This window comes from Pseudomonas sp. GW821-FHT11D10 (assembly GCF_058808435.1).
This window is the reverse complement of record NZ_JBXARR010000001.1, coordinates 124,457-147,731: the sequence shown is the minus strand read 5'-3', so window position 1 is coordinate 147,731 and position 23,275 is coordinate 124,457. Positions and strand designations below refer to the sequence as shown.

Below are 23,275 nucleotides of genomic sequence, written 5' to 3'. Positions count from 1 at the left end.
TTCGCCGAGACTTTCCATGTACAGACAGTTTTCAATCGAACAGCTCGTCAACCGGTTTCGCCGTGGCGAGTTCTGTCTCGACACCTGGCAACAGGCCCTGCGCGAGCGCCATGGCAACGCGCAGCATCTGAACAGTTTCATCACTTTCGACCCGGCAATGCTGGCCTATGCCCCTGACGCGGACCGACAGGCGCCGCTGTACGGCTTGCCGGTATCGTTCAAGGACAACATCAATGTCCGGGGCATGCCGACCACTGCCGGCACACCCGGCCTGGCGGACTACATGCCACAGGCGGACGCCGGCATCGTTGCGCGTTTCAAACACCTGGGCGCGCGCGTGGTGGGCAAGAACAACATGCACGAGCTGTCATTCGGCGTGACCTCGGCCAATCACACCCACGGCGCGGTCATCAACCCGGCGAACGAGCGCTACAGCGCCGGGGGCAGCAGTGGCGGTTGCGCTGCCGCGGTCGCCGCCGGGCTGGTGCCGTGCGCGGTAGGCACCGATACCGGCGGTTCGGTACGCATCCCGGCAGCGTTTTGCGGGATCGTCGGTTTGCGCCCGACCACTGGCGCTTATCCGGTCGACGGCATCGTCCCGGTCTCGCAGACCAAAGACACGCCGGGCCTGCTGACGCGCACGGTGGAAGACTGCCGGTTCGTCCACGGCCACCTGACCGACCAGCATTTACCGCCACTGTCCGAAGACAGTCCGCTGCGCATCGGTATTCCCGAGCGTTTCCTCTGGGCCGATCTGGAAAACAACGTCAGCCGCGACTGCCGTGCCGCCATCAACGCGCTCGCCAGCAATGGTGTGGAAATCGTACCGGTTGACGACGCGGTGATCGGCGAGATCAACGAGTGCATCCAGTTTCCGTTGCCGATCTACGAATTCTTCATCGACTTTCCCCGATTCCTGATGAAGGAAGGACGCGGTGGCGAATTCCTCAGCATCCTGGAACGGATCGAAGATCCCGGGATCAAGAAAATCCTCACGGCACAACTGGAAAGCCCGGCAATTTCCTATACCGACTATGTGCAGGCATTGATGGGCAAAGTCCGGCTGGAGCAGGAGTACCGGCAACTGTTCAACCGCCACCAGCTGGATCTGATGGCCTACCCGACAGTCAGTTGCAGCGCGCCGTTGCTGGCTGATTGCGCAGATGAAAGCCACTTCGAGCGGTTCGTGCGCAACACCGACCCGGCCAGCAATCTGGCAGCACCGAGCATGACCGTACCGGTGGCCGCGAAAGGTTCGTTGCCGGTGGGCCTGTCATTCGATGCATTGCCGGGGCAGGACGGATTTCTGTTGCAGGCAGTGAGCCGGTTGTCCCCCCTGCTGAACATCCGATGAGCACGGCTCGCTCCGGCAAGGAGCGAGCTGGATCGAATCCTCCATAACAATATCAATGCAGGCCCAGCCATGCGTGCCACGTCACTTGCTTCATCCACTTCCCCCTGCGCACTCGATCGCTCGCCCTCGGTGCTTGGCGGCGCCATGATCATCGGCGGAACCATTGTCGGTGCCGGAATGTTTTCCCTGCCGGTGGTCATGTCCGGACTATGGTTTTACGGTTCCGTCGCGGTATTGGTGTTTGCCTGGTTCTGCACCTTGCATTCAGGCCTGATGATCCTCGAAGCCAACCTCAACTACCACGAAGGTGCGAGCTTCTCGACCATCACCCGTGATCTGCTCGGGCGCACCTGGAGTCGAATCAACGGTCTGAGCATCGTCTTTGTCCTCTACACCCTGACCTACGCCTATATTTCCGCCAGCGGTTCAGTCATCCACCACACACTGCAGTCCATGGGCATCGCGCTGTCACCGCGCATCGGCGGGCCGGGGTTCACTGTGCTGGTGGCGTTCATCGTCTGGCTCAGTACTTCAGCGGTAAGCCGGATGACCACGCTGGTGTTCGGCGCAAAGATCCTTGCCTTTTTCCTGACCTTCGGCGGCCTGTTCGGTCATGTCCAGCCGGCCATGTTGCTCAACCAGAACAGCGGCGACAGCGCTTACTGGCCCTACCTGCTGGTGACCCTGCCCTTCTGCCTGACCTCGTTCGGTTTCCACGGCAACGTGCCAAGCCTGATGAAACATTACGGCAAGGATCCGAAGCGAATCCGCGCCTGCCTGCTGGGTGGCACGCTGATCGCCCTGGGCCTCTATCTGGTATGGATGCTGTGCAGCATGGGCAACATCCCGCGCGAGGCTTTCAAGGATATCGCCCAGCGTGGCGGCAATATCGACGTGCTGATCAGCGCGCTGGGATCGCGTCTGGACAGTGCCAATGTCGATCTGCTGTTGACCTTTTTCTCCAACTTCGCCGTCGCCTGTTCGTTTCTCGGTGTGACGCTGGGTCTGTTCGATTACCTGGCTGACGTGCTCGGTTTCGACGATCACCCGATGGGTCGCCTGCGAACCGCTGCCGTGACCTTCCTGCCACCGATGCTTTGCGGCTTGTTCTGGCCGGAAGGGTTCATTCACGCCATCGGTTTTGCCGGACTGGCCGCCACGCTTTGGGCAGTCGTGACACCCGCGCTGCTGGCCAGGGCCTCGCGCAAACGCTTTGGCAGCCCGCGCTACCGGGTCTGGGGCGGTAACGCGATGATCGTTCTGGTGCTGTTTTTCGGGGGGATCTGCGCGGTCTCGCATCTGCTGTTCACACTGGGCTGGTTACCGGTCTGGCGCTGAACCGACGGCATTCGGTTTTCCGAACGCGACTTGGCGGTCAATTCGGTTAACCGGATCAGATTGACGAAAAAAAACCATCACTAAACTTTAATAACGTTATAAATCAATGAATTAATCTGTACCGACTGGTCTGGCACGACTCATGCTCTACACTCCTTCGACGAATGCCTGTAGCGCCAACACAACAGGAGCCGTCAGGCATTCGAAGTACAAAGGGCCCGCTCAACCGGCTCCATAAAAAAAACAATGTCGAGGAAAATTTGATGCGCATCGTTCCCCATATCCTGGGCGCAGCCATTGCTGCCGCTCTGATCAGCACACCAGTTTTCGCTGCCGAACTCACCGGCACCCTTAAGAAGATCAAAGAGTCCGGCGTCATCACCCTGGGCCACCGTGACGCTTCCATTCCCTTCTCCTACATCGCTGACGCTTCCGGCAAGCCGGTCGGCTACTCCCACGATATCCAGCTGGCCATCGTCGAAGCGATCAAGAAAGACCTCGACCTGCCAAACCTGCAGGTCAAATACAACCTCGTGACCTCGCAGACCCGTATCCCGCTGGTGCAGAACGGCACCGTGGACGTCGAGTGCGGCTCCACCACCAACAACGTCGAGCGTCAGCAACAGGTCGACTTCTCCGTCGGCATCTTCGAGATCGGTACCCGTCTGCTGTCCAAGGCTGACTCCAAGTACAAGGACTTCGACGATCTGAAAGGCAAGAACGTCGTGACCACCGCCGGCACCACTTCCGAGCGCATCCTCAAGGCGATGAACGCCGACAAGCAGATGGGCATGAACGTGATCTCCGCCAAGGACCACGGTGAATCCTTCCAGATGCTGGAATCGGGTCGTGCCGTTGCGTTCATGATGGATGACGCCCTGCTGGCCGGCGAAGCCGCCAAGGCCAAGAAAGCCTCCGACTGGGCCGTGACCGGTACTCCACAGTCGTACGAAATCTATGGCTGCATGATGCGCAAAGGCGACGAGCCGTTCAAAAAGGCTGTCGACGACGCCATCAAGGCAACCTACGCCTCGGGCGCGATCAACAAGATCTACGACAAGTGGTTCATGCAGCCGATTCCACCAAAAGGCCTGAACCTGAACTTCCCGATGAGCGACGAGCTCAAGGCCCTGATCGCCAATCCGACCGACAAAGCGGCTGACGACAAGAAATCCTGATTTCTGACTAACCTTATCCCCTGAGGAGGCGCCTGCCTTTTCAGGGGATGGTCACTCCCTGCTGGCATTTTCTGGAAACACTCGAACCGGTGGCTGTCGAGCCGATCGCGTGTGCCTGATTTTCACAATCAGGGCGGGAACGGAGCTTCCCCAGGCGGGCACTTGTACATCGATCGAATCGAGGGGAGACCCTAATGAATTACAACTGGGACTGGGGCGTGTTCTTCAAGTCCACCGGCGTGGGCAGCGAGACCTATCTCGACTGGTTCATCTCCGGTCTGGGCTGGACCATCGCCATCGCCATCGTGGCCTGGATCATCGCCCTGATACTCGGCTCGCTGCTGGGCATCATGCGCACCGTGCCGAACCGCATCGTGTCGGGCATCGCGACCTGCTACGTCGAACTGTTCCGTAACGTGCCGCTGCTAGTTCAGCTGTTCATCTGGTACTTCCTGGTGCCCGATCTGCTGCCGCCGGATCTGCAGGAGTGGTACAAGCAGGACCTGAACCCGACCACCTCGGCCTACCTGAGCGTTGTCGTCTGCCTGGGCCTGTTCACCGCCGCCCGTGTCTGCGAACAGGTTCGCACCGGTATCCAGGCGCTGCCACGCGGCCAGGAATCCGCCGCCCGTGCCATGGGTTTCAAGCTGCCGCAGATCTACTGGAACGTGCTGCTGCCTCAGGCCTACCGGATCATCATTCCGCCGCTCACCTCGGAATTTTTGAACGTGTTCAAGAACTCCTCCGTGGCGTCCCTGATCGGTCTGATGGAGCTGCTGGCGCAAACCAAACAGACCGCCGAATTCTCGGCCAACCTGTTTGAAGCCTTCACCCTGGCGACCCTGATCTACTTCACCCTCAACATGAGCCTGATGCTGCTGATGCGCATGGTCGAGAAGAAAGTCGCCGTGCCCGGCCTGATCTCCGTGGGGGGTAAATAATGGAATTCGATTTCAGTGGCATCGTTCCGGCCATTCCCGGCCTGTGGAACGGCATGCTGATGACCCTCAAGCTGATGGCGCTGGGCGTGGTCGGCGGGATCATCCTCGGCACCATCCTCGCGCTGATGCGCCTGTCCCACAGCAAACTGCTGTCGAGCATCGCCGGCGCGTACGTCAACTATTTCCGTTCGATCCCGCTGCTGCTGGTGATCACCTGGTTCTACCTGGCCGTGCCGTTCGTGCTGCGCTGGATCACCGGCGAAGACACCCCGATCGGCGCGTTCACCTCGTGCATCGTGGCGTTCATGATGTTCGAAGCGGCGTACTTCTGCGAAATCGTCCGGGCCGGCGTGCAGTCGATCCCCAAAGGCCAGATGGGCGCAGCGCAGGCACTGGGCATGACCTACGGCCAGATGATGCGCCTGATCATCCTGCCTCAGGCGTTCCGCAAGATGACCCCGCTGCTGCTGCAGCAGAGCATCATCCTGTTCCAGGACACCTCGCTGGTCTACACCGTGGGCCTGGTGGACTTCCTCAACGCCTCGCGCGCCAGTGGCGACATCATTGGCCGCTCGAATGAGTTCCTGATCTTCGCAGGTCTCGTGTACTTCACCATCAGCTTTGCCGCCTCGGTGCTGGTCAAGCGTCTGCAAAAAAGGTTCGCCGTATGATCTCTATCAAGAACATCAACAAGTGGTATGGGGACTTCCAGGTGCTGACCGATTGCAGCACCGAGGTCAAAAAGGGTGAAGTGATCGTGGTCTGCGGTCCGTCCGGTTCGGGCAAGTCGACCCTGATCAAGTGCGTCAACGCACTGGAGCCGTTCCAGAAAGGCGACATCGTGGTCGACGGCACGTCGATTGCCGATCCGAAGACCAACCTGCCGAAACTGCGCTCGCGCGTCGGCATGGTGTTCCAGCATTTCGAACTGTTCCCGCACCTGACCATCACCGAAAACCTGACCATCGCGCAGATCAAGGTGCTGGGCCGCAGCAAGGAAGAAGCGACCAAGAAAGGCCTGCAACTGCTCGAGCGCGTCGGCCTGTCGGCTCACGCCCACAAGCACCCTGGCCAGTTGTCCGGCGGTCAGCAACAGCGTGTGGCGATCGCCCGTGCGCTGGCGATGGACCCGATCGTCATGCTGTTCGACGAACCGACCTCGGCGCTGGACCCGGAAATGGTCAACGAAGTGCTCGACGTGATGGTGCAACTGGCCCACGAAGGCATGACCATGATGTGCGTGACCCACGAAATGGGCTTCGCCCGTAAAGTGGCCGACCGCGTGATCTTCATGGACGCCGGCAAGATCATCGAAGACTGCAAGAAAGAAGAGTTCTTTGGCGACATCAGCCAACGCTCCGAACGCGCGCAGCATTTCCTCGAGAAAATCCTGCAGCACTAAAAACTGCTGCATTCCCCGACATCCACTGTCGGGGAATGCAGGTGGTTGACCCAAGGCATCTGTGATGAAATGCGACCCCACTCTCTATCGCGCCACGCCGCCATCACTTGCCGTGAAACCCCGTCTGATCCGCCACCTGTTCCTGCCGCCGCTGGTCATCGCCCTGATGATCGGACTGGGTTACATCGGCTTCTGGACCAGTGAACATTTCGGCATCCGCAGCCTCGGCGAAAACGGCCAGCGCCAGCTGGAACTGCACGCCCGCGCGGTCGAAAGCGAGATCAGCAAATACACCTACCTGCCCAGCCTGCTGGAACTCGAATCGAGCGTTTCGCAGTTGCTGGACGACCCGACCCCGGAACACCGGCAAACGGTCAACGATTACCTCGAAGGCCTGAACCGGCGCAGCCGCAGTCGGGCCATCTACGTCATGGACACCACCGGCCGCGTCATGGCCACCAGCAACTGGCGCGACGTCGACAGTTATCTCGGTGAAGACCTGTCGTTCCGCGCCTACTTCCAGAATGCCATTCGCGGCCAGCCCGGACGTTTCTACGGGATCGGCAGCACCAATGGCGAACCCGGTTATTACCTGGCCCACGGCCTCGAAGAACACGGCAAGATCATCGGCGTCGCAGTGGTCAAGGTACGCCTGGAAGCCATGGAAGAACGCTGGCAACGGGCGCGCCTCGAAGCCTTCGTCAGCGATGAAAACGGCATCATCATTCTGTCCAGCGATCCGGCCCGGCGCCTGAAATCGGTGATACCGCTGAGCGACGAGACCAAGGAAAAACTCGCCCGCAGCCTGCAGTACTACTGGTTCCCGCTGAACGAGCTGCAACCGCTGGCCCGGGAAACCCTGTCCGAAGGCGTGGAAAAACTCACCTTCCCGGCCAACAGCGAAGTGCCGAGCCAGCAGGATGGCGATGAGGAAAACATCAGCTATCTGGCGCAAACCCGACCGCTGAGCGATACCCCGTGGAATTTCACCCTGCTCACGCCGTTGCAAGACCTGCGGCGCGAAGCGATCAATCAGGGGATTCTGGTAGCGGTCGCCTTTGCCCTCGTGGCGTTCCTGCTGATCGCCTGGAACGAACGGCGCAAGGTCATCGCCACCCGCCTCGCCGCCCGCGAAGCCCTGCAGGAAGCCAACAATCAGCTGGAGCGTCGGATTACCGAACGCACCGCCGACCTGCGCGCCAGCAACGACCGGCTCAAGAGCCAGATCCGCGAACGACGTCAGGCCGAAGAGACTTTGCGCCGCGCCCAGGACGAACTGGTGCAGGCCGGCAAACTCGCGGCCATCGGCCAGATGTCCACCAGCATCGCCCACGAACTGAACCAGCCGCTGGCGGCGATGCGCACGCTGTCGGGCAACACCATTCGCTTCCTTGAGCGCGGCCAGCTCGATGTCGCCAGCACCAACCTCAAGACCATCAACGACCTGATCGACCGCATGGGCCGGATCACTGCCAGCCTGCGCTCCTTCGCCCGGCGCGGCGACGACAAGGGCCGCGCCAGCCTCGGCAAAGCGGTGGATGCCGCGCTGCAAGTGCTCGGCGCCCGTGTCGAAAGCGCTTCCCTGCAACTGCATCGCCAGTTCGACGATGTGCAGGTGCAGATCGACCAGACGCGGCTGGAACAGATTCTGGTCAACCTGATCGGCAACGCCCTCGACGCCATGCAGGCGCAACCGCTGCCGGAACTGTGGCTGGAAGGCGAAGAATTCAACGGCAAATATCGCCTGCGGGTGCGCGACAACGGTCACGGCATCGACGCCGAAGCGCGCAAGCACCTGTTCGAACCGTTCTTCACCACCAAGCCCGGCGAACAGGGCCTGGGCCTCGGTCTGACCCTGTCGGCCAGCCTCGCCGCCGCCACCGGCGGGCATCTGGGTGTCGAACACCCGGCCAGCGGTGGTACCACCTTCGTCCTCAGTTTACCGTTGGTAAGCCCTATTCCTGCCGAGCCAATATGAACAACGACCTTAGTGTGCTGATCGTCGAAGACGATCCCCATGTGCTGCTCGGTTGCCAGCAGGCGCTGACCCTCGAAGACATCCCGTGCATCGGCGTGGGCAGTGCCGAAGAGGCGCTGGAGCAGGTCGGCGACAACTTCGCCGGGATCGTCATCAGCGACATTCGCCTGCCCGGCATCGACGGTCTGGAACTGCTGACCCGGCTCAAGCAACGCGACCGCAGCCTGCCGGTAGTGCTGATCACCGGCCACGGCGACATCTCCATGGCCGTCGGCGCGATGCAGAAAGGCGCCTACGATTTCATGGAAAAGCCGTTCTCCCCGGAACGGCTGGTGGACGTCGCCCGGCGCGCGCTGGAGCAACGCAGCCTGAATCGCGAAGTCTCCTCCCTGCGCCGGCAACTGGCCGAACGCGATTCCCTTGAAGGTCGGATCATCGGGCGCTCGCCGGCCATGCAGAACCTGCGCGAGCTGATCGCCAACGTCGCCGACACCTCGGCCAACGTGCTGATCGAAGGCGAAACCGGCACCGGCAAGGAACTGGTCGCCCGCTGTCTGCACGATTTCAGCCGGCGTCACACCAAACAGTTCGTCGCGCTGAACTGCGGCGGCCTGCCGGAAAACCTGTTCGAAAGCGAAATCTTCGGCCACGAAGCCAACGCCTTCACCGGCGCCGGCAAGCGGCGGATCGGCAAGATCGAGCACGCCGACGGCGGCACGCTGTTCCTCGATGAAGTGGAAAGCATGCCGCTGCCGTTGCAGATCAAACTGCTGCGGGTGTTACAGGAGCGCACCCTCGAACGCCTCGGCTCGAACCAGAGCGTGGCGGTGGATTGCCGGGTGATCGCGGCGACCAAATCCGACCTCGACGAATCGAGCAAGGCCGGGGAATTCCGCAGCGACTTGTACTACCGCCTCAACGTGGTGACGCTGGAACTGCCGCCCCTGCGCGAGCGCCGCGAAGACATCCTGCAACTGTTCGAACACTTCACCCAGCAATCGGCCCTGCGTTTCGACCGCGCGCTGCCGGAGCTGGACAACCAGACCCTGTCGAGCCTGATGAGCCACGACTGGCCGGGCAACGTGCGCGAACTGCGCAACGTCGCCGAGCGTTTTGCCCTCGGTTTGCCGGCATTCAAGAAGACCGGCGCGGGTAGCGCAGGCCAGGGCCTGGCCTTCGCCGAAGCGGTGGAAGCGTTCGAACGCAACCTGCTCAGTGACGCCCTGCAACGCAGCGGCGGCAACCTGACCCAGGCCAGTCTGGAACTGGGCATGGCCAAGACCACGCTGTTCGACAAAGTGAAAAAGTACGGCCTGAGCCATTAAGCGAGAACGACGTGGATCTGATTTTCAAGGCAATGCTCGGTGCGGCCGTGGTGGTGATCCTCGCCATGCTGGCCAAGACCAAAAACTACTACATCGCAGGCCTGGTGCCGCTGTTCCCGACCTTCGCCCTGATCGCCCATTACATCGTCGGCAAGGGCCGTTCGATCGACGACCTGAAGACCACCATCGTCTTCGGCATGTGGTCGATCATTCCGTACTTCGTCTATCTGGCAACGCTGTACGTGATGGTCGACCGCATGCGCCTCGAAGCTTCGCTGGCGGTCGCGGCGGTGGCGTGGCTGATGGCGGCGACGGTGCTGGTGTCGGTGTGGGTGCGGATTCACGCCTGAGTCAGAGCAGGTTGTGTTCCGCCACCGGTTCGATCTGCGCCCAGTGCGACGTGTCTTCGCGATGCTCGCGCAGATACGGCAACACCGCCGCCAGCAACGGCTCCTTGAACGCTTCCTGAAAACGGTGCGCCAGCCCCGGAATCAGCCGCAGCTGACTGCCGCGAATATGCGCCGCCAGGTGCACGCCGTGCATCACCGGCAACAACGGATCCGCCGTGCCATGCACCACCAGCGTCGGGACACGTAGTTGATTGAGCAACGCCACCCGGCTCGGTTCGGCGAGGATCGCCATGATCTGGCGCTTCACGCCTTCGGGATTGAACGCTCGGTCATAGGACAGCGCCGCCTGATGCAGCAGCATCTGACGATCATCGGTGACCGTCGGACTGCCCAGCGCCGCCAACAAATCCGCCTGTTGCTCCAGCGCGATCTGGCGATTGGGAGCGCCGCGCCGTGACAACAATTGCACCAACGCCGCACTCGGCGCCGGCAACCCTTCGGCGCCGGAGCTGGTCATGATCAGCGTCAGGCTCTCGACCCGTTGCGGCGCCATCGCCGCCATGTGCTGGGCGATCATCCCGCCCATGCTCGCGCCAAGCACGTGGAATTGCTCGACGTGCAACGCGTCCATCAGGCCCAGTGCATCGTCGGCCATGTCGGTCAGGCTGTAAGGCGCCGCCACCGGCAGGCCGAGCTTGTAGCGCAGCACCTCAAAGGTCAGGTTGGCTTCCACCGGCGTCTGGCGCCAGGTCGACAGGCCGACATCACGGTTGTCATAACGAATCACCCGAAAGCCCTGCTGACACAGCGCAACCACCACTTCATCGGGCCAGTGGATCAACTGCCCGCCCAGCCCCATCACCAGCAACAGCGCCGGATCCGACGCACGGCCGATGCTCTGGTACGCCAGGCTCACCTGCTCCAGATCGACCCGTTCGGTCGGTACATTGACGTCGCAACGCGACGCCGCATAGGACGCCGGAACGAAAAAAACCGCGGCCAACAACGCCGCGATTGCAAAAAATCCCTTGAACATGAAAAACACCGAAACGCAGAACCCCAGTAGAGCGCGAGTCTGATGAAGTTTGTTCAAGCGCGCTGCCACAGTTCGATGACAGTTTGATGAAGAGTGCCGAGCGGTCGAATCACAATAACTATGTAGCACCCCTCCCCCTGGCAACTTTCCTTGAATGGCTGGCGAATCGAGCGGAGCCGCCGCTCTCACCATCGAGCTTTGCTGCCATGACTGAACCTTTGCTTTTCGATCTACCACCGCCTGCGGCGAATCCCTTGTCCGACGTGCTCGGGCTTTCCACACTGCCGAAATCCGTCGATGAAAGTTTGCTGCACGTCGCGACAATGAGCCGGCGCAACAGCAGCGAGGGCCTGCGTAAGCTGTGTGCCGGTGTACCTTCGGTCCGTGACACCCTCAACCGATTGCTCCATCGCCAGCTCGATCTGGACGAGCAGCGCGCGGGCCTGCTGTTTCATCCCGTCAGCGGGCACGCTCAGCGATTCGTCGGCCTGACCGAGGCCTGCGCCTTCGTGTTTCAACAGCCATGGATCGAGGAATGGCTGGACCGCCGATGTCGGGTGACAGGAGTAAGTCCATCTCACGCCCTTTACCCCCTCACCCCGTCGCAACTGCTCGAACGCCTCAAAGGCCTCGATCCGATCAGGGCGCTCAAAGAGCGCTGGAACGCCTACTGGAATGCCCGGGCACCCGGCACGCCCGTGTCGAGACACGAACGCGCCAGGCAGTTGTATGGCGAGCATATCGAGGCGGTTGCGCAAATGGCATTTGCCCGGCGTCAGCTCACGGCGCAGCAATTGCAACCGTTATGGTCGCTGCTGGGCCCGTCGGACAGGCAGCAAGGCACTGGCGAAACGTTGAAGATCGAACTGCCGAACTTGCTGTTCGACAACGGCGTACGGGCGCGACTTCCGGCGGCGTGGGTCATCAGCCATGCAGACACCGGCGCGCAATTGTTGTACCTGCCGAGCCGGCCAGATGCACTGCACGCCTTTGCACGACGTGATGACCTGTGTGCCTGGGTAGCCAGTCAGCCGCTGATGCCGACAGGGCTGACCAGCGAAAACGTACAGGTGGAGTTCGGCGGGGCTGGCCATTCTCTGACGAGTGCCTTCGATGAATGGCTATGGCAACAACAAATGGCCCAGGCAGCGGCGCTGCGCAGTGGTTCAAACACCCGGAGGACACTGGCCGAACACGGTGCACTGGCCCTCAGCGTCGCCGATCAGGTTGACCGGCAGTTGGGGATCGCTGTGTTCTCCACGGCCCCCGGCCTCGATACCGATCATGCTCCAGCGCTTTGGGAGGACGAAACGCCCCCTCGACTGTTCGACAGCCTGAGTGCCGATCTTCCGTGGTCATGGCGGCAGGCAGCGATAAGTCGCCAGCGCGAAGCACTTGAAGCCTGGCTCGCCGAAACGGGCAACTCGGTGGATTCGATCAAGGATCTGCACAGTGCGCTGGAAGACGCCGAGCAAGCGGCGAATACCGCCGCGCACGGTCTTATGGGGCAAGACACGACGGCATTCGATCGACACTTCACGGCGCTGCATCTGGCGCACAAGTCCGGTCTGCACGCCGAGGCCGAACTGCAACGGGCGCTCGGACAACTCGACGATGAAGACATCGTCCTGCTGAAGGCTTTGCTCGATACACCCGCTGAACCGGACGCAGGTCGGGTGGCCGCCAGCCTGACCCTGCAAATGAACGAGACGAATGGTGACACCACTCAGGCGCTCAACGGCCCGTTCGTGATGACCCATCCCCAAACGCTGCTGGATAACGATTCAACGCACAGCGTGCTGCTTTACTGGCCCGGTTACGGCGCAGGCCTGCAACGTTTCGCCAGCCGCCGGGCGCTGGCGCGGGAAGTTTTCAGGATGGCCGACAGCGACAGCGCAGTCAGCCTGCAACTCAGACCGATCACCGGCGATCCGTTGCGTTATTCACTGGAGCGGTTGACCGACGACTTCAGGCAACGGGCCGCGAGCATCCGCCAGAGCCACAACGGGACGGCTCAGGCCGAACGACTGGAGATCCTGCGCCAGCGCTCGCTCGCCGACTGGCAGTTCCCGGTCAACGCCGTCCGGGCACTGGTGATTGCGCAGTTGCAGGAGCAGGCACACAGCGCCACGCTCAGCACCCGATTGCCGGACTGGCTGAACCGCCTGCCCCCTGCTGAACGCAGCAACCTCAAGGCATTGATCGAAGCCTTCATCGTCGCCATGTACCGCAGTCATGAGCTGATGACCCTCAACCTTATCCCCCGCGATGACTTCACCCGCCAGCGCATCAACGCACGTCTGCGAATGGACTTCGCGCTCAAGGGCGACTTCACGATTTCGCTGACCCTGCCCGACTCGGTCACACAGCAAACCCGATATTCCGCAGGCCCCGGCGCAACCCAGAGAACCACGGTGATGGTGCCGAGCGCCGCTCGCAGCAGGATGACACTCGAGGAGCTGGCGCAACTCAACATCGACCCTCAGCGCAAGGTTCAAGACGATACCTTGTCGCAACGGCTGATCTTCATGCGTCTGGAAGTGAATGCCACGACTGCGCAGGAACGCATCACCCTGCTCAACGGCATCAATCTGCCCTACCTGCGCAAGATCCTGCCTGAACTGGATTTGCCCAAAGCCTACGAAAAACTGATCGTCGACACGTTCAGAGGCGCGCCTGACGAAGGCGCGTTCATCAAGGATCATCGGCGCGAATGCCTGCTCGAACCCTGGCGGCTGATGCTCCGGCTGCAAGGTCGGCGTGCCCGTCTGCAGAACGAACTGGGCGATGACGACCTGTCGGTTTTCGACATCGCCATCGACGCCGATTCAACCCAGGCCTGGCGTGTGCAGGGCAAGTGCGTTGTCATGCTGCCGGCGTACCTGAGCGCAGGCGGCAAAGACAACGAAGGCGAAGGCCCGAGTACCTTGTCCGGGGTGATGTTCATTGAAGAACAGGTCAGCGGCGTGACCCTGTTGTACCTGCCGGACAGCCCGGACGAACGCTTCCTGCGCCGTTACACCAGCCTCGAACAGGCACGCCGGGCACTGTTCAATCTGTGCCGGCAAGACGCGATGATTCAGTACCTCGCGCGTCGGGCGCTGCAGGGCGATGTGCGTGCCCACGAGCACCGTCTGCACCGCGCCGTCGAGCATGACTTCACCGGCATGATCGGGATCGGCGAGCGCTGGCCAGCCACCACGTCGCTGGCCGCGCACCTGCTGGATGCGCACATGGGCCGCCTGATCGAGGCCCATCGTGGCAGCTCTCGCTCCAACGCTGCGCTGTATGCGGAACGCTACGCGCTAAAGGGTCCGCGCGCGTTCCATTACATCAAAATGGCCATGGGCTTTTTGCCGTTCGTGGGCACGGCCATTGCACTTTACGATGCCTGGACGGCTGCCAATCAGGCGGTAGCTGCCTTTCTGCGCGGGCAGGTCGGGGATGGGGTTGCGGAGCTCGGCTCGGTGCTGCTGTCGTTTATCGACGCTGCCCTTGATCTGATTCCCGGACACGCGGCGAGCAGTTCGCTGCCCCAGGCCGCCCGCACATTGACCCGTACGCGCCAGTTGACCGCCTTGGCCGCCAGCGCAGCCACGCTGCAAAAAGCTTCGCGACGCCAGACGGCGCATGTCGTCGCCCGTTTCTCGGGTTACGAGTACACACGCCCTCTTTCCCTGGCCGGGCTGCAACCGGCAACTCACGGGATTTATCGCAACGTGTATCGGCATGCCGATGGCGATTTCATCGTCCGTCAGGGTCGTGTGTTTCAGGTGGAATGGAGCAAGGATTCGCGAAACTGGCGCCTGAGCGGTACGCCGGGCAAGACCTACAAGCAACCCGTCGCGCTGGATGAAACGGGCGAATGGGATACCTGGTTCGGCGTCTACGGCGCCACGTTCGAAGGCGGCGGACTCGGCGGTGGCGGTGTGCTCGGACATCTGGCCGATACCCTGCAACCGTTGTGGCCGGAGGCGATTCGCGTCCGCCTGCCACACTGGTGGACCGATCGCGCCCTGCGGCGTCATGTCCAGCTGACCGATACCGCCGACGATTTGATGGCGCAGATCCGGGTACAGATCCCCCGGCACGATGCCGCGATTGCCAGCTTTATCAATGACACAAGCAATGCACGGCTGCGAGAACTGGCAGACCTTTGCTGCATCAGCGACATCGCCCTGGCCCGTCGACGCTTCCAGACACTGACCGAACTCCAGCCACTGACCCACGGCAACAAACATCGCGAGACGATCCGGTTCCTCAGTGACAGCGCGCGGATTGTCGCGGACCGTTTCCGCAACCGCATCTATTATTCGAGTGACCGGGCCACTCGATTGCAAGACCGGATTGACGCGCTGACGCGTGAGCTCAATGAATTGCCGAAGGATGCCATCAGCCAGCGCCTGAACCATCTGAAGGCCGCGCGCAAGTTGCGTGCCGAATTTGTCCGGGAGCTGGAACACACCGAGACCCTGATGGGCGAACTCAATCAATGGTATGGACGCATCACCAATCCTTCGCAAAGGGCTGAAATCCGCCTGAAGGCAGATGTCGACCACTTCAACCGGCGCCTGAGTGACAGCAACCTGCAGTTTCTGAAAACCGGCAACAGAATGGAAACCGTCAAGAACTACTCCCGGGGCGATGAGTTGTCCTGGATCTATCTGCAACAGCAGGCCTATTCTCTGCGCCTCGCTGTAGACCGCGCGCTGTATGTTCAATACAACCTTGCACACACAGTCGTCACACGCCAACAACGCAATCAGATGCTGGTCGAGTGCCTGGAGGCCTACGCGACCTTCCAGCAAAAAATGAAAGCGTGGACCACCCGCCATCCCGACTATTTTCACCAGGAAGAGGTCGAGCCGCTACTGGCCGGTATCGAAGCCTTCGCCGAAAAGGCACGTGCCACTCTCGCTCAACCAGCCGTCAGCAAGCCCGTTGGAAAGTCGACAACGAAGGTATTCGTGACCGAGGACAATCAGATGCTGGTTGGCGTCGAACGGTGGGAGCCGAGAACCCGCAAGCGACAGTTCGTGCTCAGTGAAGAAGGCAAGGACGGTGAAGTCTGGGAACAGGCAGACAGTGGAAAATTTCGCCTGCGCGATCCCTCGCCACCGCAGCCGGTACCGAGGGATCCCGCCCGGCTGGTGACCGATGCGCACAAGCGACTGGGTGCTCAAAGCGCCTATCTGGCAAAAGTGCGTCGCTACGCCGAACAGAACATGTTGCCGGTCGATCTGGAGCACATGATGGTCATCGAGGCGGATGATCTGCTGCGTCGTGCACACGACATCGAAGGCCTGGCGAGTCGGGATCCGGTTATCCGGTTATTGCGGGACAAGGCGGCCGAGCTGAAAACCATCGGCCGGCAGTTACGCACCCGACAAGCCTTGAGCAGCCGCAAACCCACCGACGGCATGCTGGTCGACTTGCTCGATCAGGAGGCGGTGGACATTCGCAAACCTGCGTTGCTCAAACCACTCGGTAAACGCCCCGACGGCCGAAGCGATTATCTGCAGGAATACGAAGTCCGGGACCTGACCCGGAATCCGCCATCCTTGCTGTGGTATGCCCACTTTCACTACTCGAAAGCGATACCGGTATTCGGCGAGTTCGAGAAAGCCCATTTGAAACTGCCGGAGCATCGTTTCATGACCCACGCCGACAACCCCGATCTGCCGTACACCGACATCGGCAAACGGTCGGCGGTGCTGCCTTATTTCGAAGGTCTCTGAAACGTCAAAGGGGCGAGAGTTTCCCGCCCCTCTTCAGGGTTACGCCAACTGACTGCGCAGTTGCCGCGCCGCCGCGACCATGTTGACCAGCGCCGCTTCGGTCTCCGGCCAGGCGCGGGTTTTCAGGCCGCAATCGGGGTTGACCCACAGACGCTGGGCCGGGATGCGCTTCACGGCTTTGCTCATCAACTTGACCATCTCGGCGGTGTCCGGCACGCGCGGCGAGTGGATGTCGTAGACGCCCGGGCCGATGTCGTTCGGGTAGTCGAACGCTTCGAAGGCCTCGAGCAACTCCATGTCCGAACGCGAGGTTTCGATGGTGATGACGTCGGCGTCCATGTCGGCGATCGCCTTGATCACGTCATTGAATTCGCTGTAGCACATGTGGGTGTGAATCTGGGTTTCATCCTTCACGCCGGACGCTGTCAGGCGGAACGCTTCCACCGCCCAGTCGAGGTATTCCTGCCATTGTTCACGGCGCAGCGGCAGGCCTTCGCGGAACGCCGCCTCGTCGATCTGCACGATCTTGATCCCGGCGTTTTCCAGGTCCACCACTTCGTCACGCAGGGCCAGTGCCAGTTGTTGCGCCTGGATTTTGCGCGACACGTCTTCACGGGGGAACGACCACATCAGCATGGTCACCGGACCAGTCAGCATGCCTTTCATGACCTTGTCGGTCAGGCTCTGGGCGTAGGTGATCCAGTCCACGGTCATAGCGTTAGGACGGGACAGATCGCCATAAATCACTGCCGGTTTGACGCAACGGGAACCGTAGCTCTGAACCCAACCAAAGCGGGTGAACAGGTAACCGTCGAGCTGTTCGGCGAAGTACTCGACCATGTCGTTGCGCTCGGCTTCACCGTGCACCAGCACATCGAGGCCCAGACGTTCCTGGACTTGCACCGCGTGGCGGATTTCGCTGCGCATGGCGTCGTGGTAATCGTTGGCCGACAGCTTGCCCTGCTTGAACGCCTGACGGGCCAGGCGAATCGAACCGGTCTGCGGGAACGAACCAATGGTGGTGGTCGGGAACGTCGGCAATTTCAGACGCGCCTGTTGCGTGGCGATGCGTTTGGCGAACGGCGAATGACGCTGGCTGTCGCTGGCATTGATCGCCTCGATCCGGGCCTGCACGGCGGCCTTGTGAATGCGCGGCGAGCGGGCGCGGCTCTCTTGAATCGCGCGGCTTTCGGCCAGCGCGTTTTGCACTTTCGGCGCTTGCGGGTCGTTCAGCGCATCACGCAAAACCGAGATTTCGCTGCACTTCTGCACGGCAAACGCCAGCCAGCTTTTCAGCTCCGGATCGAGCTTGTCTTCACGCTCGACATCCACCGGGCTGTGCAGCAGCGAGCAGGAACTGCTGACCCACAGGTTGTCGCCAAAACGCTCCTGGGCCGGTTGCAGTTGTGCCAGCGCCTGCTCCAGTTCGCAGCGCCAGACGTTGCGACCGTTGACCAGACCGACCGAAAGAATCTTGTAGGTCGGCAGGCGATCCAGCACCTGACCGAGCTGTTCCGGCGCACGCACCGCGTCGATGTGCAGGCCTTGCACCGGCAGGCCGACGGCCAGACCGAGGTTGTCTTGCAGACCACTGAAATAGGTCGCCACCAGTTTCTTCAGCGGCGAGTACTGAAGGATGTGATAGGCGCGCTCGAAGGCGCTTTTCCAGGCTTGCGGCAGGTCGAGGGTGAGGATCGGTTCGTCGATCTGCACCCACTCCACGCCCTGTTCGGCGAGGCGACCAAGGATTTCGTTGTACACCGGCAGCAGGCGCTCAAGCAGATCAAGCTTGTCGAAGTCGTTGCCTTTCGCCTTGCCCAGCCACAGATAAGTCAGCGGACCGATGATCACCGGTTTGACGTTGTGACCGAGCGCTTTGGCTTCTTCGACTTCATCGAACAGCTGTTCCCAGCTCAGCTTGAATTGCTGGTCTGCGCTGAATTCCGGGACCAGGTAGTGGTAGTTGGTGTCGAACCACTTGGTCAGCTCTTGGGCGTATTGAGTCTTGCCGTGCTCGCCGCCGCAGCAGGACGAGGTGGCGCCACGGGCCATGGCAAACAGCGTGTCGAGGGTCGGCAGGCCGCGCTCGTCACGCACACCGTCGAAACGCTCGGGGATCACACCGAAGGTCAGCGAGTGGGTCAGCACCTGGTCGTACCAGGCGAAGTCGCCGACCGGCAGCAGGTCGATGCCGGCGTCCTTCTGCAGTTGCCAGTGCTTGGCGCGCAGTTCGCGGCCGACCTGATTCAGAGCGGCCTGATCGAGATCGCCTTTCCAACAGGCTTCGAGGGCTTTTTTCAGTTCGCGGTCGGCGCCGATGCGCGGGAAACCCAGGGTGTGTGCCACGGCCATGTCGAGTGTTCTCCATTGCGTAAAAGATGGCGCCATTGTCGACAGCCAGGGCAACATGAGACAAACTCAACCTTTTCGTGTTGATCACAAATTTTCCTCATGGAGCCTGCGGTGCTTGAAATCCGTCACCTGAAAACCCTGCATGCCCTGCGCGAAGCCGACAGCCTGGTCGATGCAGCCGACCGCCTGCACCTGACCCAGTCGGCGCTGTCCCACCAGTTCAAAGAGCTGGAGGAGCGCATGGGCATGCCGTTGTTCGTGCGCAAGACCAAACCGGTGCGCTTCACCAGCGCCGGCCTGCGCCTGCTGCAACTGGCCGACGCGACCCTGCCGCTGCTGCGCGCCGCCGAGCGTGATATCGGGCGTCTGGCCGGAGGCACCGCCGGGCGTCTGCACATGGCGATCGAATGCCACAGCTGCTTCCAGTGGCTCATGCCGACCATCGACCAGTTCCGCGACGCGTGGCCGGAAGTCGAACTCGACCTCGCTTCGGGTTTCTCGTTTGCCCCGCTGCCGGCGCTGGCCCGGGGCGATCTGGATCTGGTGGTGACATCCGACCCGCTGGAAATCGCCGGCATCACCTACGTGCCGCTGTTCACCTACGAGGCGATGTTGGCGGTCGCCAACCAGCACGCACTGGCAAGCAAACCGTACATCGTCCCCGAAGACCTGCTGACCGAAACCCTGATCACCTACCCGGTCGAACGCGATCGACTGGACATCTTCACCCGCTTCCTCGAACCGGCCGACATCGAACCGGCGCAGGTACGCACCTCAGAGCTGACGGTGATGATGATGCAACTGGTGGCCAGCGGTCGTGGCGTGTGCGGCATGCCGCACTGGGCGCTGCATGAATACAGCTCGCGCGGTTACGTGAAGGGCAAGCGGCTGGGCGAGAAAGGTCTGTTCGCGACGCTGTACGCGGCGATCCGCGCCGACATGCTGGACGCGCCGTACATGCGCGATTTCCTGCTGACGGCCAAGGACACTTCGTTCTCGACGCTGGATGGGGTCAGCGCGGTTCGTTGAGGCTGGCGGTTGGTACGAAAGGCGCGCACCACATATGGATCTTGTCGAAGTAGTCCTCGCCGACCCGCACCGCCATCGGCTCAAGGCCGAACTGGATAAAGCCGCAGCGCTGATACAACTTGAACGCCGCGTCATTGCCGGCGGTGACGGTCAATTGAATGACTTTCAGCGCCGGATGCTGCTGCGCTTCACCCAGCACCGCCTCCATCAATTTCAGCCCCAGCCCGCGCTGGCGAAATTCAGCCGACACATACATGCCGAAGACCGTTGCCTTGTGCCGGGCCTTTTCCCGAGGCTCGAACGCCAGGCCGACGATGCCCGCCAGCCGGCCGTCTTCGAACGCGCCGAACACCGCGTCGAGCTTGCTGGTCAGGCGTGATTCCCACCAGCTCAACGGCATCACTGCGCGCTCGCGCACGCTGGAGGTGAATGCCTGCGGATGCCGGTCATAGGCTTCCAGCATCAATTCGCGATAGGCCAGCGCATGACTGGCGTCCAGCCGTTCGATCCACATGCTCAGGCAGCCTTGCGCTGTTCAAGCATCAGCCGCACCGCCAGACCGCCCAGCACGAAGCCCATGAAATAACGCTGCGCCGCCAGCCAGGTCGGGTTGTTGACGAACCACGAGGCGATGCCCGCCGCGAACAGCGCGATCAACAGGTTGACGCAGAAGCTGACGCTGATCTGGGTCAGGCCGAGGATGATGCTTTGGGTGAACACCGAGCCGTGCTCTGGCGAAATGAACTGCGGAAATACCGAGAGGTAGAACACCGCGATTTTCGGGTTCAACGCGCTGGTAAGAAAGCCCATGGTGACCAGTTTGCGCGAAGAATCCGCCGGTAACTGTTGCGCTTCGAACGGCGAACGGGCGCCGGGCTTCACCGCTTGCCAGGCCAGCCACAACAGGTACAGCGCACCGGCCCACTTCAACACTTCATAGGCCATCGGTACCGCAAGAAACACCGCGGTCAAACCGGCGGCTGCCGCGAACAGATGCACGAAGAACCCCGCCACCACGCCGAGCAGCGAGGTCACCCCGGCGCGGCGCCCCTGACAGATCGAACGCGAGATCAGGTAGATCATGTTCGGCCCCGGCGTCAGTACCATCAGCAGTGCGGCGGCGGCAAAAATCAGCAGGTCTTGAAGCGGGATCATGACAAAGTCCTTTGCACGAATGATCAGGCGATCGCAGTCAGCGAGGCTCGATAAAACGGCAGGATCAGGTCACGTGTCAATGGGGCGAGAACCACATCGCCGTCGGTGGCAGGATCGATCCAGATCACCTCTTCGATCTCGGCAGCCGGGGATACTTCGGTGTCGATGGTCAGCTGAAAGATCTCGGCCTGTACGACGAATCCCGGCTCGTTGGCAGCGGGTGCCGAGAACTGGCCGAGAAAGCTCGCCTGCGCCGGATCGATCACCAGTCCCAGTTCTTCTTCCAGCTCACGGGCCAGCGCATGCACCGGCCGTTCATGGGCTTCGATCTTGCCGCCCGGTTGCATGAACGCCGTGGTGCCGCGCTTGCGCACCAGCAGGGTCTGGCCGTCGGGGTTAAGCAACAGCGCCGCGGCGATTCGAATGATGCGGGGGGAAACTGCGGAAACGGAGGTCATGGGTCAGCCATCGGCCTTGGGAAAAACCGCAAGGATCCCATGCCGCCCCCGCCAGCGTCATCAACCCTGAGCCGTGAGGGTCGCCTCAAGTTCCTCCGGCACTTTCACGAACACCTTGTATTTAGCGCCCTCCATGGCTTCGAAACTGATCAGTTTGTCCACCAGCAAAGCGCTCAGCACCTTGCCGGCATTAAGCAGCAACATGCCATTGTCGGCATTGAGGTTGCGCGCCAGGATCATCCCCGCTGCCAGCTCCCGGGTGCCCATGACCTTGACGTTCGGATCGGTCAGGGTGATGTCGCTGACCATTGCGCAGACCTTGATGAAATCCTCGATCAGTTCGGGATCGTAAAGTTTGCCGGCGTACTGGCGCAGGTACAGCAATGCTTCGTCGCTGTTCATCTGCCGCTCGAGAATCAGCCCGCGCTGCAACTCGACGAAATCCACCGCCAGTTTCAACAGCCGCGAGCCCAATGGAATGGCCTCGCCCTTGAGCCGGTCGGGAAACCCGCTGCCGTCCCAGTGCTCCTGGTGATGCAGGATCAGCCGCGCGGCATCCTTCATCGGGTCCAGGGTCATCAACAGCGATTCGCTCTGTTTCGGATACGCCCGGTAGCGGTCGCGCTCGGTGCTGTGCAGCAGGTCCGACGGCGTGGTCATCATGCTGTCGGTCCAGCTCAGCTTGCCGATGTTGTAGAGCGCGGCGGCCATGGTCAGGTCGCGGCTGGCGGCTTCATCCAGACGGTGCATCTTGCAGTAGCCGCGTACCAGCTCGATGATCTGCCGGTTGGTCTGTTTGGCCGGCGGAAGGCGCAGGTTGGCCAGCAACGAGAACATTTCGGTGCCCGTGAGGAAGCTGCGTTTGAGCTCTTCATACGCCAGATCGAGCATATCGGCAGTCTGCTGCAGCTCGGCGGTGCGGGCGCTGACATGTTTTTCCAGGGTGCTGTTGAGCAACTTCAATTGTTCGTTCTGCACCCGAGTCAGTTGTTCCAGACGCTCGCGCTCGCGCGCCAGATGCTGATGCTCCAGGGCCTGGCGCAAGGTCAGGAGCATTTCCTCGTCGTTCCAGGGTTTGCTGATGTAGCGCTCGATCTGGCCCTCGTTGATGGCCTTGATGATCGCCGAAGGATCGGCGTAGCCGGTGAGCATGATCCGCGCAGTCGCCGGGTACAGTTCATGAACACGAGCCAGCAGCGTGGCCCCATCCATGTTGGGCATGCGCGCATCGCTCATCACCAGATTCACCGGTTGCTGGTCGAGTATTTCCAGGGCCTGGGCGCCGCTGGTCGCCAGCAACACCTCATATGGCTGGCCGCGCAGCAGACGGCGCAGGCTGTTGAGGATCGATTCTTCGTCATCGACCAGCAATACCCTGGGCCGGGGCGGCGAAGTCGGTGCGGATTGCTCTTCCATGGCGATGCCTCACGGGAAACGGTAGACGTGGCTGGCGCGCCGACAGACCTCCCCGCTTGCCCGCGCCTGAATCAAAGGCTAGATGATTTTCGCCGGGGCCGTGTAAATCCTCTGTTACACCGCGACAGGCGAAGTTGCGCCCCTGCAACTATGCTCAAGTCGCTGGGCGACACCATCAGCCTGCGCGCAGGCATTTGATGAGGGGAAAGGGATGCTCCCGATGAC

Annotated in this window: 17 protein-coding genes; 11 read left to right on the top strand and 6 right to left on the bottom strand. The window is 61.5% G+C overall.

The features are described 5' to 3' along the window. Nucleotides 1-16 precede the first annotated feature (16 nt). From AC1RT4_RS00640 to AC1RT4_RS00600, 9 genes are all read left to right on the top strand, one after another. Nucleotides 17-1,354 carry an amidase family protein gene (locus AC1RT4_RS00640; RefSeq protein ID WP_493082862.1) on the top strand — a complete coding sequence of 446 codons (1,338 nt, stop codon included), beginning with the start codon at nucleotides 17-19 and terminating at the stop codon, nucleotides 1,352-1,354. 69 nt (nucleotides 1,355-1,423) lie between these two features. Continuing rightward, nucleotides 1,424-2,692 (top strand): tryptophan permease, encoded by a 1,269-nt coding sequence (gene mtr, locus AC1RT4_RS00635; RefSeq protein WP_493082860.1) that lies wholly within the window; start codon nucleotides 1,424-1,426, stop codon nucleotides 2,690-2,692. Between the two features lie 263 nt (nucleotides 2,693-2,955). Next, a complete protein-coding gene (locus AC1RT4_RS00630; protein ID WP_007953175.1) occupies nucleotides 2,956-3,870 on the top strand; it encodes a glutamate/aspartate ABC transporter substrate-binding protein in 915 nt (304 codons plus the stop codon). Between the two features lie 194 nt (nucleotides 3,871-4,064). Further along, nucleotides 4,065-4,811 (top strand): amino acid ABC transporter permease, encoded by a 747-nt coding sequence (locus tag AC1RT4_RS00625; protein ID WP_085745278.1) that lies wholly within the window; start codon nucleotides 4,065-4,067, stop codon nucleotides 4,809-4,811. Further along, nucleotides 4,811-5,482, top strand: a complete 672-nt coding sequence (locus tag AC1RT4_RS00620) for an amino acid ABC transporter permease (RefSeq protein ID WP_007953172.1) — start codon at nucleotides 4,811-4,813, stop codon at nucleotides 5,480-5,482. Before AC1RT4_RS00625 ends, AC1RT4_RS00620 begins: the two co-directional genes overlap by 1 nt. Further along, nucleotides 5,479-6,213: an amino acid ABC transporter ATP-binding protein gene (locus AC1RT4_RS00615; protein WP_007953170.1), complete on the top strand. Its 735-nt coding sequence runs from the start codon at nucleotides 5,479-5,481 to the stop codon at nucleotides 6,211-6,213. The genes AC1RT4_RS00620 and AC1RT4_RS00615 overlap by 4 nt, the downstream gene beginning before the upstream one ends. Before the next feature lie 64 nt (nucleotides 6,214-6,277). Further along, nucleotides 6,278-8,191: a two-component sensor histidine kinase AauS gene (gene aauS / locus AC1RT4_RS00610; RefSeq protein ID WP_273899168.1), complete on the top strand. Its 1,914-nt coding sequence runs from the start codon at nucleotides 6,278-6,280 to the stop codon at nucleotides 8,189-8,191. Continuing rightward, on the top strand, nucleotides 8,188-9,516 hold the full coding sequence (gene aauR, locus AC1RT4_RS00605) for a two-component response regulator AauR (RefSeq protein WP_085606770.1): 1,329 nt from the start codon (nucleotides 8,188-8,190) through the stop codon (nucleotides 9,514-9,516). Before aauS ends, aauR begins: the two co-directional genes overlap by 4 nt. Before the next feature lie 20 nt (nucleotides 9,517-9,536). Then, the gene (locus AC1RT4_RS00600; protein ID WP_493084396.1) at nucleotides 9,537-9,866 is read left to right on the top strand and encodes a GlpM family protein; all 330 of its coding nucleotides are present in this window, start codon (nucleotides 9,537-9,539) and stop codon (nucleotides 9,864-9,866) included. Nucleotide 9,867: 1 nt separating this feature from the next. Here the strand turns inward: AC1RT4_RS00600 and AC1RT4_RS00595 are convergent, their stop codons facing one another. Further along, nucleotides 9,868-10,902, bottom strand: coding sequence for an alpha/beta fold hydrolase (locus AC1RT4_RS00595; RefSeq protein WP_179693883.1), 1,035 nt, complete (start codon nucleotides 10,900-10,902; stop codon nucleotides 9,868-9,870). Nucleotides 10,903-11,108: 206 nt separating this feature from the next. Here AC1RT4_RS00595 and AC1RT4_RS00590 point away from each other — a divergent pair, with 206 nt between their 5' ends. After that, entirely contained in the window at nucleotides 11,109-16,640 is a 5,532-nt protein-coding gene (locus AC1RT4_RS00590) for a dermonecrotic toxin domain-containing protein (RefSeq protein WP_493082855.1), read from the top strand. A gap of 39 nt (nucleotides 16,641-16,679) precedes the next feature. Here the strand turns inward: AC1RT4_RS00590 and metE are convergent, their stop codons facing one another. After that, the gene (metE, locus tag AC1RT4_RS00585) at nucleotides 16,680-18,992 is read right to left on the bottom strand and encodes a 5-methyltetrahydropteroyltriglutamate--homocysteine S-methyltransferase (protein WP_493082853.1); all 2,313 of its coding nucleotides are present in this window, start codon (nucleotides 18,990-18,992) and stop codon (nucleotides 16,680-16,682) included. A 111-nt stretch (nucleotides 18,993-19,103) separates the two neighbouring features. Between metE and metR the strand changes: the two genes are divergently transcribed. Further along, nucleotides 19,104-20,021 (top strand): transcriptional regulator MetR, encoded by a 918-nt coding sequence (gene metR, locus AC1RT4_RS00580; RefSeq protein WP_007953158.1) that lies wholly within the window; start codon nucleotides 19,104-19,106, stop codon nucleotides 20,019-20,021. Here metR and AC1RT4_RS00575 read toward each other — a convergent pair. From AC1RT4_RS00575 to nosR, 4 genes are read right to left on the bottom strand one after another with little or no spacing between them, the layout of a single operon-like run. After that, nucleotides 20,005-20,535: a GNAT family N-acetyltransferase gene (locus AC1RT4_RS00575; protein WP_207983837.1), complete on the bottom strand. Its 531-nt coding sequence runs from the start codon at nucleotides 20,533-20,535 to the stop codon at nucleotides 20,005-20,007. The two genes, metR and AC1RT4_RS00575, sit on opposite strands and share 17 nt — an antisense overlap. A gap of 2 nt (nucleotides 20,536-20,537) precedes the next feature. Continuing rightward, the gene (locus AC1RT4_RS00570) at nucleotides 20,538-21,176 is read right to left on the bottom strand and encodes a LysE family translocator (RefSeq protein WP_179693875.1); all 639 of its coding nucleotides are present in this window, start codon (nucleotides 21,174-21,176) and stop codon (nucleotides 20,538-20,540) included. Between the two features lie 23 nt (nucleotides 21,177-21,199). Beyond that, on the bottom strand, nucleotides 21,200-21,634 hold the full coding sequence (locus tag AC1RT4_RS00565) for an NUDIX hydrolase (RefSeq protein ID WP_493082850.1): 435 nt from the start codon (nucleotides 21,632-21,634) through the stop codon (nucleotides 21,200-21,202). A 60-nt stretch (nucleotides 21,635-21,694) separates the two neighbouring features. Continuing rightward, nucleotides 21,695-23,050 (bottom strand): response regulator c-di-GMP phosphodiesterase, NosR family, encoded by a 1,356-nt coding sequence (gene nosR / locus AC1RT4_RS00560; RefSeq protein ID WP_493082848.1) that lies wholly within the window; start codon nucleotides 23,048-23,050, stop codon nucleotides 21,695-21,697. Nucleotides 23,051-23,275: the final 225 nt, after the last annotated feature.

What these genes read in the sequence shown, in the direction of transcription:
- metE (WP_493082853.1), bottom strand. Translation starts at nt 18,992, where the DNA reads ATGGCCGTGGCACACACCCTGGGTTTCCCGCGCATCGGCGCCGACCGC.
- nosR (WP_493082848.1), bottom strand. Translation starts at nt 23,050, where the DNA reads ATGGAAGAGCAATCCGCACCGACTTCGCCGCCCCGGCCCAGGGTATTG.
- AC1RT4_RS00630 (WP_007953175.1), top strand. Translation starts at nt 2,956, where the DNA reads ATGCGCATCGTTCCCCATATCCTGGGCGCAGCCATTGCTGCCGCTCTG.
- AC1RT4_RS00570 (WP_179693875.1), bottom strand. Translation starts at nt 21,176, where the DNA reads ATGATCCCGCTTCAAGACCTGCTGATTTTTGCCGCCGCCGCACTGCTG.
- AC1RT4_RS00615 (WP_007953170.1), top strand. Translation starts at nt 5,479, where the DNA reads ATGATCTCTATCAAGAACATCAACAAGTGGTATGGGGACTTCCAGGTG.
- AC1RT4_RS00565 (WP_493082850.1), bottom strand. Translation starts at nt 21,634, where the DNA reads ATGACCTCCGTTTCCGCAGTTTCCCCCCGCATCATTCGAATCGCCGCG.
- AC1RT4_RS00595 (WP_179693883.1), bottom strand. Translation starts at nt 10,902, where the DNA reads ATGTTCAAGGGATTTTTTGCAATCGCGGCGTTGTTGGCCGCGGTTTTT.
- AC1RT4_RS00640 (WP_493082862.1), top strand. Translation starts at nt 17, where the DNA reads ATGTACAGACAGTTTTCAATCGAACAGCTCGTCAACCGGTTTCGCCGT.
- AC1RT4_RS00575 (WP_207983837.1), bottom strand. Translation starts at nt 20,535, where the DNA reads ATGTGGATCGAACGGCTGGACGCCAGTCATGCGCTGGCCTATCGCGAA.
- AC1RT4_RS00620 (WP_007953172.1), top strand. Translation starts at nt 4,811, where the DNA reads ATGGAATTCGATTTCAGTGGCATCGTTCCGGCCATTCCCGGCCTGTGG.
- AC1RT4_RS00625 (WP_085745278.1), top strand. Translation starts at nt 4,065, where the DNA reads ATGAATTACAACTGGGACTGGGGCGTGTTCTTCAAGTCCACCGGCGTG.
- aauS (WP_273899168.1), top strand. Translation starts at nt 6,278, where the DNA reads ATGAAATGCGACCCCACTCTCTATCGCGCCACGCCGCCATCACTTGCC.
- aauR (WP_085606770.1), top strand. Translation starts at nt 8,188, where the DNA reads ATGAACAACGACCTTAGTGTGCTGATCGTCGAAGACGATCCCCATGTG.
- mtr (WP_493082860.1), top strand. Translation starts at nt 1,424, where the DNA reads ATGCGTGCCACGTCACTTGCTTCATCCACTTCCCCCTGCGCACTCGAT.
- AC1RT4_RS00590 (WP_493082855.1), top strand. Translation starts at nt 11,109, where the DNA reads ATGACTGAACCTTTGCTTTTCGATCTACCACCGCCTGCGGCGAATCCC.